Raw genomic sequence first — 14,023 nt, 5'->3', positions numbered from 1 at the left:
CTTATGCGGCCTAAAGGGCTAACGTCCCTTAAGCAAGCAAAAAGCAACCCGAAAGGTTACTTCGCGGGCAATAAAAGATAGGGCTTTAGCAGCAAATTGCCAGTCTAGGCCGCATTTAGAGGCATACCACGCCGTCCCGGCCAATTGAAGGCCCCCGGCGGCAGCTCGAACGCCGTTCTTGGCCACGAAATCTGGATGTTAGCCCCCCGGCGGGGAGGCGACAGGTTCGAAAACGTCACCGTTGCCCCCGACCGCTCCAGCAACGTCTTGGCGATGAAAAGCCCAAGCCCGAGGCCTGAATGGCCGTGCTCGCCTTTATCCTCATAACGTCGAGAAGTGACGTAGGGCTCGCCGATCGAGTCCATCATTTCCGGCGCGAAGCCCGGACCATCGTCCGTGATCGTGAAGTAGACGTGCGAGCCGTTCCAGCGCGCCGATAGTTGCACCTCCGACTGCGCAAAGCTCACGGCGTTCTCAATGAGGTTGCCGAGACCGTAGATCACACCCGGTCGCCGGTGCGCGACAGGTTCGATCCGCACTTCGTCGTCGAGTCCGGGCAGCGGATTGGCCGAGATGATGATGCGCTTGCCCGCGGACCGATGCGCCGCCGAAGCTTCTTCGAGAAGCTCGACAACGGTCAGGCTCGCATGCATCGGATCCTGCTCGTCGGGCTTGCGCGTTAGCTTCTGCAGAATTTCACGGCACCGCCGCGCCTGGCTGTGCAAGAGCTGAAGATCTTCGCGATATGGGCTGTCCTTGCCGAGCTCGTATTCGAGCTCCTTCGAAACCAGAACGATCGTCGACAGCGGCGTACCCAGCTCGTGGGCCGCCGCAGCCGCCAGGCCATCGAGCGCGTGCAGGCGCTGTTCGCTCGCGAGAACCATGTCGGTTGCGGCAAGCGCCGCCGACATCTGTCGCGATTCCTTGTTCAATCGCCACGTGAAAAAGGCCATGAAGCCCATCGTCGAGATCAGCGCGATCAACGCACCGACCTTATAATCTCGTGGCAGATCGAACCGCATGCCCTGGTACCACGGCAACGGATAGTGATGGCTGATGAGCAGCGTTCCGGCGGCGATCACCATCGCGCCGAGAAAAAGCGTGTAACGTGGCGGCAGCGTCGCCGATGCGACCGTGATCGGCGCAACCAGCAAAACCGCGAAGGGATTCTGGATCCCGCCCGTCAGATACAAAAGCCCTGCGAGCTGCAACACATCGTAAACGAGCAGCGCAAAGGCGAAATGTGTCGTCAAACGATGGCGCGCCGGATAGCGAATGGACAGGAACACGTTGAGCCATGCCGACGCCGCAATCAGCACGAGACAACTGCCGATATTCAAAGGAAAACCGTAAAGCAGTGTCACGGCGGAGATCGCGCCGAGCTGCCCAAGCACCGCCACCCATCTCAGGCGAACGCTGGTGACGAGCCGCAATTGACTCTCGCGCTCGTTGACGATGCCTTTCAGAAGCTGCCCCGCCGGAGGGCCATCCATTGACGTGCTCATAAACGCAATGATCCAATGTTGAATGTCGTGACTTCACGTCGCACGGTCGTCACGTATGCGCTCGCGCTATGAACGCAACTGCAGAATATTTAGCATTGCTAGAAGCGCGGTTGTAGCCCATGTCAGGGTTACCCCACTCGCCCGGATGGGGCTTGGCCCATCGTGAAACCATAAAGGTCCCGCGAAAAGTATCCGACCCGCGATGAGAGCGATGCCTGCCGCATGCAGCACTATCTTGTCGCCGCCGTTGAGTTCATAGAGAGCCATGAGCAGCGCACAGAGGGGAATGTTTTCGACGGTGTTGCCGTGTATGCGGACCATGCGCTTCAACACGTTCTGTCCACCGTCACCGAGCATCACGCCATATCGGAAACGATGCACCGTAACGTTGATCCCCATTGCAACGATAATGAGAGCCAGGATGCCGGAGTAGAGGGCTGTAATCGCAACGGGCATGTCGAGACCTTTGCTTGCGGATTCCGAGCGAAGGGCCGCTCCATCGATGCGGCGACTTCGGCGCCCGACAACATTTCTAGCCAATGCGAGTTGGAGACATCAAGATTATGAATCGCACGACGATAGCTCTCGCCTTTGCCGGCTTGCTGACCGGCACGGCGCTCGGATTTATTGCACTCAGAAGTCCGAGTTCGACGATAGAAGGTCAGTCGACCGTCTCCGGGCGCCCCTCCGTCGGCGGACCGTTCAGCTTGATCGACAACACCGGCAAGCGCGTAACCGACAAGGACTACCTCGGCCGCTACATGCTGGTGTTCTTCGGTTACACAAACTGCCCGGACATCTGCCCTGCAGGCCTGCAAGTGATGTCCGCCGCACTCGACAAGCTCGGCAAGCGCGCCGACGACATCGTGCCGATCTTCATCACACTGGACCCTGCTCAGGATACGCCCGAGAAGATGGCGACATACGTTAAGGCGTTCAGTCCGCGTCTTGTTGGTCTCACCGGGACAGAAAGCGAAATCGCAGCGACTGCGAAGGCTTATCGCGTCTATTATCAGAAAGTCGCCGATGAAAAGGATCCCAAGAGCTACACCATCGATCACTCCGCGATCTTTTATTTGATGGGGAAAGATGGAAAACTGCTCGCGCCGATCCCGCATACGAACGATGTCGATCAGCTCGTTGCTTCGTTGGACAGGGCACTTCCGCAGTGAGCAAGCGGCGATTCGTTCCTGAGACCCGCGGGCCACACTTTCACATGCTGGAACATCCCTGTGACATTGCATCTGGAGCGACGACGAGAACCTTGATAGGTCATCATCGTGCTGTATTGATCGACCATTCGCGATCGGCACTTCGTTGCATCACTTGGATGCGCGTCGGCTTTAGGGGGCAGAGCGCATGAGGATCATGAACGGACGGCGCGCCATCGACTTGAGTTCCAAAACACGATCCGTCCGCCTCGAAGACATCGGTGCGCAGTTGGAAGTGCGTCGTCATCCCGGCGCCCGGCGTCTTACGCTCCGCGTAAGTCGCACGCGCCGCGCCGTGATCGTCACGCTGCCGCTGCAATGCGATCTCGACGAAGCGGGCACCTTCCTCAATCGCCACATCGATTGGGTTCGCGCCCGCCTCGACAGCTTGCCGAACCATGTGCCGTTCGAGCACGCCGCCGCCATGCCGCTGCGCGGCGTTCCGCACACGATTACCTTCTCAGGCCAAAAGCGCTCACGCATCATCGCCATCGACAAGCGTGGCGCGCATCCATCGATCGTCGTTCCTGGCGACGAAGACTTGGCGCCCAACCGTTTGACGCGCTGGCTTTTCGAGGAAGCCAAACGCGATCTCGCAGCGAGCGTCGAAAAACACACGCGTCCGCTATCGCTCCAGGCCAAGCGCATTGCGATCCGCGATCAGACGAGCCGCTGGGGTTCCTGCTCGACGACTGGCGCGTTGTCGTTCTCGTGGCGCCTGATACTCGCGCCTCCATTCGTGCTCGATTACGTCGCCGCGCACGAGGTGGCCCATCTCATCGAGATGAATCACGGCCCGCGCTTCTGGGCGCTCGTCAAAAAGATTTGTCCGGATTTCGAAAGCGCCAAGCAATGGTTGCAGGTGCTCGGTCCCGATCTTCACCGCTACGGCCCTGCCCACTGTCGCGGACACTGACAGGGCATCCCGGCGTTACCACCAATTGCTGAATGGGAAGGTGCCGCTTTGCGGCGTCGCCGAGTCCGGCGCTGCGACTTGCGCGGCGTGACTGCTGCTATTCGCCTGCGATGACGCCAGAGCTTTCTCGATGAAGTCTTCGCCGATGCTGTTGGCCGGATGCGATGCATTCGACGCTGCGAGCGATACCGAAGTCGCCGAATAGGGCTGCTGTAGCAGGGCACCCGGACGACGCTGCCATGGCAGAATTTCCGGCGCTTCGACCACACGCGGCAGCCGGTTCGCAAGGCCGCCCCATGTCGCCGCCTCGACCTGGGGGTTCGCGACAACGGTTCCGGGTAACAATAGCGGCGGCAAGCCTTCGTCGGCAACTCGCATCACTTGCCGCCAGATCTCGGCTGGCAGACTGCCGCCCGTCGCGCGGTTCATCGACTTGCCGTTATCATTGCCAACCCAGACGCCTGCCGCAAACTGTGCCGTGTATCCCATGAACCAGGCATCGCGGAAATCCTGCGTCGTACCGGTCTTGCCCGCCGCAGGCCGATCGGGAAGCGCGGCGCGCCGTCCGGTGCCGTAATCGACGGCCGCATTCAGGATGTCGTTCAGCGCGCCGATCCGGTCGGCTTCTGGGATGCGCGCGTTCTGCGGCGGCTTGTATTCGTAGAGCACACGGCCGCGGCTCGTCGTGATCCGCGTGATGACGTGCGGCATGACTGCGTATCCACCATTCGAGAACGCCGCGTAAGCACCCGCCATTTCAAGCAGCGTCACTTCCGACGTCCCGAGCGCGAGTGACGGACCATCATGCAGCTCCGATTTAATGCCGAGCCGCTGCGCCAGATCAACGGCCGTGCCGCGCCCGATCGCCTGATTGAGGCGCACCGCAACGGTGTTGATCGACTGCGCAATCGCGCGTCGGATCGGAACCGGCCCTGCGTATTTCCCATCGTCGTTCTTCGGCGACCACCCGCCGATCGTGATCGGCGCATCATTGATGATCGTGTCGGGCGACATGCCCTTATTCAACGCGGCGAGATAGATGAACGGCTTGAACGCCGACCCCGGCTGTCGCTTGCCTCTGATGACGCGATTGAACTGGCTGCCGGCATAATCGCGGCCACCGACCATCACGCGCACACCGCCGCTGCCGTCGAGCAGCGTCATCGCCGCTTGGCTCGCACCGTAGGCCTCGCCTTTCCGTGCCAGCGTATCCGCGACGATCTCTTGCGCGCGCCGCTGTAGCTCTTTATCGACGGTCGTCTCGACGATGAGATCGGCCTGCTCGTCCTCGCTGACCGCAGCGGGCAACTGATCGAGAACCCAATCGACGACATAGCCCGCGTCTGCCGCCGTCTGCTCGATCTTCTGTTCGTTGAACACCAGTGTCTGCGCCAGCGCCTGCGTCTCCTGCGCTTCGGAGATGAAGCCGGCATCAAACATCTTGGCAATGACGACGCGCGCCCGCGCGCGGGCAGCGCCAGGGCTCGCCGACGGCGAATATTTCGAAGGCGCCTTCAGAAGCCCGGCAATCATCGCAGCTTCCGGGATCGTCAGTTCGCTCGCAGGTTTATTGAAATACCGCTCGCTTGCCGCTTCCACGCCATATGCGCCGCTGCCGAAATAGACTTGGTTTAGGTAGAGTTCCAAAATCTCCGGCTTCGTCAAACGAACCTCGAGCCACAGCGCCAGGCCAAGCTCGGCGATCTTGCGTGACAGCGTTCGGTCTTGCGTCAGAAACAAATTCTTCGCGAGCTGCTGCGTCAGCGTCGAACCGCCTTGCGCGAACCGCCCGGCGCGCAGGTTCGCAAACATCGCCCGCAGCATGCCAGCCGGATCGACGCCGTAATGATCGAAAAAGCGCCGGTCTTCTGTTGCAACGACTGCCGCAGGCAACGCTTTGGCCATTTTTTCGAGCGGAATGTATTCATGCGGCGCACCACGCACGGCGAGCACCGTTCCGTCGCGCGCCAGGATCCGGATGAGCGGTGCATGGCCGGAGGCGCGCAGCGCCAGCGGGTCCGGAAAAACAACGGTGTAATAGACCATCATGAACGCAAAAGTCAGCATTAACAGACCGGTGCCCAGAACCGCGCCGCCGATTGCAACGCGATATCTCAGCGTCAGCCGACGCGCGCGTTTCTGTTTCGGCTGCAAAGCCGATTGCACAGCCTGAACAGGCTTGTCGTCCCCGCGCGCACCGAACGCCCGCGTCGCAACGGATTGAAACGAAGCCGGGAGCGTCGGCTCGGGCGAAGCAGCGGGCTTGCGCCGCGGTCCGAACAGAATCCTGCGGACCAGCCACAACACAAAACCCAAAGCTGCTGCGATGGCACGCAACACCGTCAATTCCTTCGAAGGCGGAGCCCCCTCCCCTGCGCTGCGTCGGTGGCCCCAGTCCGACGCAGATCGTCTGCGAAACTGTTACATAGGGTTGGCTAAAGCCGCGTTAAGTTCGCGGGTTGCGAGCGCTCAGTGCCGAAACATCCGAACGGACTGCCAAGTTGTAGGCACGCAAAATTTCCGCACACGGACGAGCGAGCGAAATGCCCAGTGGCGCGCGGCGTTCCGGGCCGTCATACTCTTACCAACTGTTAAGGAGAGGTGATGTCGGCTGCGGGAAATCTGGCGAACTACAAAGATGCGCTTCTGGTTTTGGGCACGGCTGGTGTCGTCGTGCCGCTATTGCATCGCTATGGCGTCAGTACCGTTCTCGCTTTCCTCCTCTCAGGCGCGTTCCTCAGTCCCGGCGGCCTCGGCGCGCTGACGCCCTACATTCCGCATCTCGACTGGCTGACGATCACCGACCCCGAACGGCTCGCAAAATTTGCCGAGTGGGGCGTCGTCTTTCTGCTCTTCATCATCGGCCTTGAGCTGTCGTTTGAACGCCTTTCAACGATGCGTCGTCTGGTCTTTGGCCTCGGCGCATCGCAAGTCGTTGTTTCGGCAGCCCTAATCGGACTGGTCGCCTACCTGTTGGGCCAGCCGCCGGTCATCGCCCTCGTCATCGGCGCCGCGCTCTGCCTGTCGTCGACCGCAATCGTTATCGAAATGCTGGCGAACCAGAAGCGGCTCGCAACCTCCGTCGGCCGAACGAGCTTCTCGATCCTGTTGTTCCAAGACCTCGCTGTCGTTCCGATCCTGATCTTGATCAGCATATTGGAGCCAGGCAACAAAGGCTCGCTTCTCGCCGGCATCCTGATGGCCGTCTTGCAAGCTGCAGCGGCGCTCGTCGCGATTGTCGGCGTCGGGCGCTACGTTCTTCAGCCCCTATTTCGCGTCGTCGCGCAGACGCACAACGAAGATCTGTTCATCGCCACCACGCTCTTCGTTGCCGTCAGCACCGCATTCGTCACGGCCGCGGCAGGCTTGTCTCTCGCACTCGGCGCATTCGTCGCCGGTTTGCTGATAGCCGAAACCGAATATCGCCGCGCCGTGCAGACGACGGTCGAGCCGATCAAATCGCTACTGCTCGGCGTCTTCTTCTTTTCAGTCGGCTCGCAACTCGATCTGAAAGCCATGGTTGCGGCGCCCGGAGCTATTTTTGCAGCGACAGTCGGACTACTAACCCTGCAAGCCGTGATCATCTACGGCCTCTCTCGCCTCTTTGGCGTTGCCCGCGGTGCAGCCCTCGAAACAGCAGCACTGCTGGCACCCGGCGGCGAATTCGCGTTCGTCATCCTGACGCTCGCGTTGGAATCGCACCTCGTCACCCGCGAATTGACGAGCATCCTGCTAACGTCAGTGTCGCTGACGATGGCGCTGATCCCGGCCTGCGCCAAGCTCGGCCGCTGGCTGGCGAAACGCAACGCCCCCCCTGCTACCGTCGATCCAGCGCTCACCGTGACGCCCGCCGGCGAAGGTAACATCAAAGCGCTCGTCGTCGGCTACGGCCGCGTCGGTCAACTGATCGGCGACCTGCTGGCTGAGCATAAAATTCGCTATATCGCCGTCGACCGCGCGCCGGGCCTCGTCGCCAACGCCCGGCGCGAAGGCAAGCCGGTCTATTTTGGCGACGTCCGCAACGTCGAATTTCTCGAACATTGCGGTCTCGACACCGCCAAGGCCGCGATTATCACCATCCACACACAGTCTGAGATCGACGCCATCGTGAAGGCGCTGCGGACGCGCCACCCGAACCTGCTCATCGTCTCGCGCGCCAAGGACGCAAACCACGCTCGCCACCTCTACGAGATTGGCGTCAACGACGCCGTGCCCGAGACAATCGAAGCAAGTCTTCAGCTATCGGAATCGGCGCTCGTCGGCCTCGGCATTCCGACCGGACTCGTCATCGCATCGATCCATGAAAAACGCGACGAGTTCCGTGCCGAGCTTCAAGGCGCCGCCAAGAAAGCAGGCACCGAGACCCACGCCCTTCCCGGCCGCAAAAGGGTCTAGCCGCATGTCATCCTCGGCCTTGTCACGAGGATCCATCAGGCACCCGCGCAGAATGAACGATCTAGCCCGTCACTGATTGAGCCAGTTCGCGGGCGTAGTCTCCCACCCCTCGAAGCGTTCGGCAACGTTTCGAATGATTGCGTGGTGGTCCTGACTATCTTCGATCGTAAACAGGCGAGATTTGCGATCAACTTTCTCGATATTGCCGCTGACATATTCGACGAAATCGTCGGTCAATGAAAACTCGCCCTCTTGAAAGGTTTGAGAAGAACACTGCCGCTTCCCTGGAAAGACAACTTGAATGCAGTTTTCGACGACCAGTTTCGAACCGTTCAGGGAAAGTGACGTTTCAAAACCCACATAACTTTCCGCAACCCCGATACGGTAGAAAAAAGGCCCATAAGTCTCCGCCGACGCGGAAACACTGCAGATCAAAACCAGGAGTAAAAATCCGAGTGTCCCGGCCGATGCGAGTGAGCGACACCTCCACTCACACATCAAGGTTCGAAACGTTGAGCGCGTTTTCCTGGATGAAGTCGCGGCGCGGCTCGACGACATCGCCCATCAGCTTGGCGAAAATTTCGTCGGCTTCCGCCAGATCGCCGACCTTCACCTGCAAGAGCGTACGGACGTCCGGGTCGAGGGTCGTCTCCCAGAGTTGCTCCGGATTCATCTCGCCAAGGCCTTTGTAGCGCTGCAGATCGAGCCCCTTGCGGCCTGTCTCGTAAACGGCTTCGAGCAGCGAGCGCGGCCCAGTGATGACATCCGTCTTGTCCTTGCGCTTGAGCTTCGCAGGCGTCTCGTAAACTTCGACGAGATGCGCGTGCCGCTCGTTAATGCGTCGCGCATCGAGCGAGCCGAGCAACGCCCGGTCGAGGAAGTGCACTTCCGTCACGCCGCGCACTTCGCGCTTGAAGACATAGCCGTCGTTGCCGTAACGGCCTTCCCAGCCTGTTTCCATCTCTTCCGAAATCGCATCGAGCCGCTTCGCGACATGTTCCGCGATCGCGTTTGCCTTTTCGGCCGACGGCGTATTCAGGAGCGAGGCATCAAACGCGCCGCCGATCGCGCCCTGCTCGGCCACGTCGCGGTTATAGCGATGGTGCAGCCCATTGATACCGCCCGCAATCTGCCGAGCTTGCTCGACGATATCGCGCAGATCGCGGCCTGCGCGCTCCGCGCCATCGCCCGTGACGAGAACCGCGTCGGCGAGGCCTTGATCGATCAGATAATCTTCCAGCGCGCGTTGATCCTTGAGATACGAATGCGACTTGCCCTTCGCCACTTTGTAGAGCGGCGGCTGCGCGATGTAGACATGCCCCTTGTCGACAAGCTCCGGCATCTGACGATAGAAGAACGTCAACAACAGCGTTCGGATGTGCGCGCCGTCAACGTCGGCGTCGGTCATGATGATGACCTTGTGATAGCGCAGCTTATCGAGCTTGAACTCGTCGCGTCCGATGCCGGTGCCCAGCGCCCCGATGATGTTCGTCACCTGCTCCGACGACAGCATCTTGTCGGTACGCGCGCGCTCGACGTTCAGGATTTTACCTCGGATCGGCAGCACCGCCTGGAACTCGCGCTTGCGGCCCTGTTTCGCAGAGCCACCGGCCGAGTCGCCCTCGACGATGAAAAGCTCGGTCTTGGACGCGTCGCGATCCTGGCATTCCGCGAGACCGCCCGGTAACCGCAAACCATCAAGCGCACCCTTTCGCCGCGTGAGATCGCGTGCCTTGCGCGCCGCTTCGCGTGCCAACGCTGCTTCGACGATCTTGCCGACGATGACCTTCGCTTCTTTCGGATGCTCTTCGAACCAGGCGCCGAGCTGATCGCCAACCGCCGCCTCAACGACCGGGCGAACCTCCGATGAGACAAGCTTGTCTTTCGTCTGCGAAGAAAACTTCGGATCCGGCACCTTGACCGAGAGCACGCACGTCAAACCCTCTCGCGCATCGTCGCCCGAGAGGTTGACCTTCTCTTTCTTCGCAATGCCTGACTCTTCGGCGTATTTGTTGACGATACGCGTCAACGCTCCGCGGAAACCGGCGAGATGCGTGCCGCCGTCGCGCTGCGGGATGTTGTTCGTGAAGCAGAGCACGGTCTCGTGATAGCTGTCATTCCACCACAGCGCCGCCTCAACGGTAATCCCGTCTTTCTCGGCATTAATCAGGATTGGCTCACTGAGCGCCGACGTCTTCGAGCGGTCGAGATAGCGCACGAACGCAGCCGTGCCGCCGTCGTACATGAATTCCTCACGCTTCACGTCGGCGTGGCGCGCATCGGTCAACACGATCTTCGCGCCGGAGTTGAGAAACGCCAGTTCGCGCAGGCGATGTTCCAGCGTCGCGAAATCGAATTCCGTCACGTTGTGGAACGTCTCGGTGCTCGGCAGGAACGAGACTTCCGTGCCGCGCTCCTCGCCCGCATCGCCGACGACCTTCAGCGGCGCAACAGCGTTGCCGTTGTGAAATTCGATGAAGTGCTCTTTGCCATCGCGCCAGACGCGGCACTTGAGCCACGTCGACAGCGCGTTGACAACCGACACACCAACGCCGTGCAGACCGCCCGACACCTTGTAGGAGTTCTGGTCGAACTTGCCGCCCGCATGCAGCTCGGTGAAAACGATTTCCGTCGCCGAGCGCTTCGGATCGTGATCGTCGTCGCGCTTGATGCCGGTCGGAATACCGCGGCCATCATCGCGCACCGTGCACGAGCCGTCGGGGTTCAGCGTCACCATGCACGACTTCGCATGACCGGCGAGAACCTCGTCGATCCCGTTGTCGACCACCTCGTAAATCATGTGATGCAGACCCGAGCCGTCATCGGTGTCGCCGATGTACATGCCGGGGCGTTTTCTGACCGCATCGAGCCCCTTCAGCATCTTGATGCTGTCTTCTCCGTAGTCGTCAGACTCAGGGGTTTTCTTGAGCGGTTGCGCGTTCATTTTTTGGCTTTCTCAGCGGGCGGATATTCGGTCGTTTTGTATAGCACAAATCGCCTCGAAAATGCGCAAGAAATCGACAGAATTTGAGGCCAAAAAACCTTTGTTTTTCAGCATTTTGGATGTGGCTGTTTGTCCCTCTTGAAGTCGTTACGGAAGGGCTTCGATTTTTCCCTCGTTCACGCCCCAGAATCGGGCCTTTTCGGCAAGCGCGGAAAAGGCATCCGCGTCCGTGCCCGTCATCCAGGCTTGCGCGCCGAGCCGCAGGATTTCATCGAAAAGCGCTGCCCTGCGGTGAACGTCCAGATGCGCCGTGATTTCATCGAGCAGCAGGATCGGCGCAGCGCCTTCCTGTCGCTCCGTCAAAAGCTCAGCGTGCGCCAGAACGAGCCCGAGCAGCAGCGCTTTCTGCTCGCCCGTCGAGGAATGCCGCGCTTCGAGTGCCTTCGGCCCATGCTCGACGATAAGATCCGACCGGTGCGGCCCATCGAGCGTCCGCCCAGCGCCACGGTCGCGTTCGCGCGTGTCGCGCAATGTCTTGGCATACAAATCTTCCGCTTCGACCGCCGACATACCGCTCAGGTCGTCTTCGATCGTCCCTTCGAGCCGGAATGCCGACCAAGGAAACGCCGAGTTCGGATCACGCGCACGCCGCTTCTCGACGATGGCGCGCATGGCAGCGACCGCTTCGAGCCGCGCCGCCGCCACCGCAATGCCCGTCTCGGCCATCACTTGCTCGAAACCCGAAAGCTGCGCGTTGTCGCGCACGCCATCTGCGAGCAGCCGGTTGCGGCTTGTCATGGCGCGCTCGAAGCGCCCTGCGATCGTCCGGTATCCATGGTCAAAACACAGGATCAGCCGGTCGAGAAACCGCCGCCGCTCGGATGCAGCGCCCGTGAACAGCCCGTCCATCGCCGGCGTCACCCACACGATTTCGAGGTAATCGGCGAGAATACCCGAGCCCGATTGCGCCGCGCCGTCGATCCGCACGATGCGGCCCGTGCGCTCGCCACGCGAATTTGCACCGGGCGCTAAACCCGTACCGAGATCGGCAGGTCCGGCAAGTGTATGCGCCCGCGCCGCCACCGCGAACCCGCCGTCGCCCACCGCCCGCGCCAAATCGAGAAACGGTACACGCCTTAGTCCCTGTCCAGGCGACAGCAACGACAATGCTTCGAGAAGATTGGTCTTGCCCGACCCGTTCGCGCCGACGATCACCTGCGGCCCGGCGTCCGTCGTCACCCTCGCCGACGCGTAGCTGCGAAAATTCGTGAGCTGCAGCCGCTCGACCCATAAGCCAGCCCTGTTGCAATCGACAATTTCAGCCCTCATCGGGAGTGTTTACAATCCGAATAGGACGCGTGGGCTCCAAAATAATTCCATTGGCAGACTTTATGTTCGCCCATGTTAGCCATTCGTGCTTTGTGAGCCGCTCTGCTATCCGCTGCTTATCCGGCACAAAGAGAATTCTATCTTCTCCATCAACGCGCGGAGTGACGTCAATTAGTCGATCCGCCTTTTTAATGACGGCGTGGAATTCGGCTTCGATAAAATTTGCATTTCTGTCCAGCCAGATTGCCCACCCAAACACTACTTGCCGATTCGGTTTCTTGGCTTCTAGCTCGCAGTTGTCTAGGCACATTCGCGGCCTATAATTTTGCGAAATTAGTTTGAAGCGCAAGAATTGTGGCCGCGCATCCAGACCTGCGGCAAACAGGAATGCGCGAACGCCAGCAGAAATAGATGTGGGCGTCGTCGAAATCAAAGAAAACCTGTTACGGCCTCGTCAGCACTAATACTCAGCGTGCGTCTTGCTCCTAGCGTTCCCCTCCTCTTCAAAAGGAGTGAGACTCCTTCGAGCCGATCAAACCCGCATCGGCATCAGCACGTAGAGCGCGCTGGCGTCGCTGCTATCGCGCACCATCGTCGGCGAACCGGGATCGGCGAGCAGGAACCGCGCATCCTCGCCTTCGAGCTGATCGGCGATGTCGAGCAGATAGCGTGCGTTGAAACCGATCTCCAGCGGCCCAGCGCTGTAGCCGACCGGAATTTCTTCCGTCGCGCTGCCGCCTTCCGGATTGTTCACCGTCAGGATCAGCTTGTCCTTGCCGACATTGAGCTTCACCGCACGCCCGCGCTCGCTTGCAATCGTCGACACGCGATCGACGGCGCTCTTGAACGACGCGTTCGGGACCTTCATTTCCTTGTCGTTGTTGTGGGGAATGACGCGGCCGTAATCGGGGAACGTACCGTCGATCAGCTTCGACGTCAGCACGACCGAGCCAATCTCGAACCGCACCTTCGTCTGCGAGACGCCGACCTTCACCTTCGCGCTCGAATCTTCGAGCAGCCGCGTCAACTCGTGCACCGTCTTGCGCGGAATGATGACGCCCGGCATGCCCTCCGCGCCCTTCGGCAGCGGCAATTCCACCTGCGCCAGGCGATGACCGTCGGTCGCGACAGCACGCAGCGTCTTCGTGCCGTCCGTCTCAGCCGGATGCAGATAGATGCCGTTGAGATAGTAGCGCGTCTCTTCCGTCGAAATCGCGAATTTCGTCTTGTCGATGAGCCGCTTCAAGTCGCCGGCTTCCATCGTGAACTCGTGCCCGATCTCGCCGACCGCAAGATCCGGAAAATCATCGGCCGACAGCGTCTGCAAGCTGAAACGCGAATGCCCCGACGTGATCGTCAGACGTTCTTTATCGCCGTCGCGCTTGATCTCGATCTCGGCACCGTCCGGCAACTTGCGCACGATGTCGTGCAGCACATGCGCCGGAACCGTCAGCGTGCCGGGCGCCGAAACCTTGGCGCCGACGCTCTCGCTCACCTCGCGTTCGAGATCCGTCGCCTTGAACATCAGCGCGTCGCCCGCGGCCTTAAGCATAATGTTCGACAAGATCGGGATCGTCGTCCGCCGTTCGACGACGCTTGTGACGTGGCTGAGCGCCTTCAAGAGTTCCCCACGTTCGATCTCGAGACGCATATTTATCCTCAGCTATGGAAGTGTGCATGGAAGCGCGGTCGAAACCCGCCGCAGCATCTCACGCAAAAGAAC

Annotated in this window: 10 protein-coding genes; 3 read left to right on the top strand and 7 right to left on the bottom strand. The window is 60.5% G+C overall.

Going from position 1 to position 14,023, the window contains the following annotated elements; all coding sequences use genetic code 11:
* Nucleotides 1-104 precede the first annotated feature (104 nt).
* A complete protein-coding gene (locus RLW41_RS11235; protein WP_244420945.1) occupies nt 105-1,505 on the bottom strand; it encodes an ActS/PrrB/RegB family redox-sensitive histidine kinase in 1,401 nt (466 codons plus the stop codon).
* 66 nt (nt 1,506-1,571) lie between these two features.
* Nucleotides 1,572-1,961, bottom strand: a complete 390-nt coding sequence (locus RLW41_RS11230) for an MAPEG family protein (RefSeq protein WP_414461469.1) — start codon at nt 1,959-1,961, stop codon at nt 1,572-1,574.
* Between the two features lie 107 nt (nt 1,962-2,068).
* On the opposite strand from RLW41_RS11230, the gene RLW41_RS11225 reads away from it, so the two are divergent.
* The gene (locus RLW41_RS11225) at nt 2,069-2,677 is read left to right on the top strand and encodes an SCO family protein (RefSeq protein ID WP_013945667.1); all 609 of its coding nucleotides are present in this window, start codon (nt 2,069-2,071) and stop codon (nt 2,675-2,677) included.
* 187 nt (nt 2,678-2,864) lie between these two features.
* A complete protein-coding gene (locus RLW41_RS11220; protein WP_013945666.1) occupies nt 2,865-3,632 on the top strand; it encodes a M48 family metallopeptidase in 768 nt (255 codons plus the stop codon).
* A 15-nt stretch (nt 3,633-3,647) separates the two neighbouring features.
* On the opposite strand, the gene RLW41_RS11215 is transcribed toward RLW41_RS11220, so the two are convergent.
* Entirely contained in the window at nt 3,648-5,972 is a 2,325-nt protein-coding gene (locus tag RLW41_RS11215; RefSeq protein ID WP_414461468.1) for a transglycosylase domain-containing protein, read from the bottom strand.
* Nucleotides 5,973-6,236: 264 nt separating this feature from the next.
* Here RLW41_RS11215 and RLW41_RS11210 point away from each other — a divergent pair, with 264 nt between their 5' ends.
* A complete protein-coding gene (locus tag RLW41_RS11210; RefSeq protein ID WP_414461467.1) occupies nt 6,237-8,027 on the top strand; it encodes a cation:proton antiporter in 1,791 nt (596 codons plus the stop codon).
* A 69-nt stretch (nt 8,028-8,096) separates the two neighbouring features.
* Here RLW41_RS11210 and RLW41_RS11205 read toward each other — a convergent pair whose 3' ends face one another.
* The 4 genes from RLW41_RS11205 to dnaN form a co-directional block, all read right to left on the bottom strand.
* The gene (locus RLW41_RS11205) at nt 8,097-8,387 is read right to left on the bottom strand and encodes a hypothetical protein (RefSeq protein WP_409561820.1); all 291 of its coding nucleotides are present in this window, start codon (nt 8,385-8,387) and stop codon (nt 8,097-8,099) included.
* Between the two features lie 130 nt (nt 8,388-8,517).
* Entirely contained in the window at nt 8,518-10,971 is a 2,454-nt protein-coding gene (gyrB, locus tag RLW41_RS11200; RefSeq protein ID WP_409561819.1) for a DNA topoisomerase (ATP-hydrolyzing) subunit B, read from the bottom strand.
* A 147-nt stretch (nt 10,972-11,118) separates the two neighbouring features.
* A complete protein-coding gene (gene recF, locus RLW41_RS11195; RefSeq protein WP_414461466.1) occupies nt 11,119-12,300 on the bottom strand; it encodes a DNA replication/repair protein RecF in 1,182 nt (393 codons plus the stop codon).
* Nucleotides 12,301-12,832: 532 nt separating this feature from the next.
* Nucleotides 12,833-13,951, bottom strand: coding sequence for a DNA polymerase III subunit beta (dnaN, locus tag RLW41_RS11190; RefSeq protein WP_013945661.1), 1,119 nt, complete (start codon nt 13,949-13,951; stop codon nt 12,833-12,835).
* Nucleotides 13,952-14,023 lie beyond the last annotated feature (72 nt).

This window comes from Hyphomicrobium sp. DY-1 (assembly GCF_047497105.1).
GTDB lineage: Bacteria > Pseudomonadota > Alphaproteobacteria > Rhizobiales > Hyphomicrobiaceae > Hyphomicrobium_B.
Note: the sequence above shows the minus strand (reverse complement) of the source record. Positions and strands in the feature narration are given on the sequence as shown.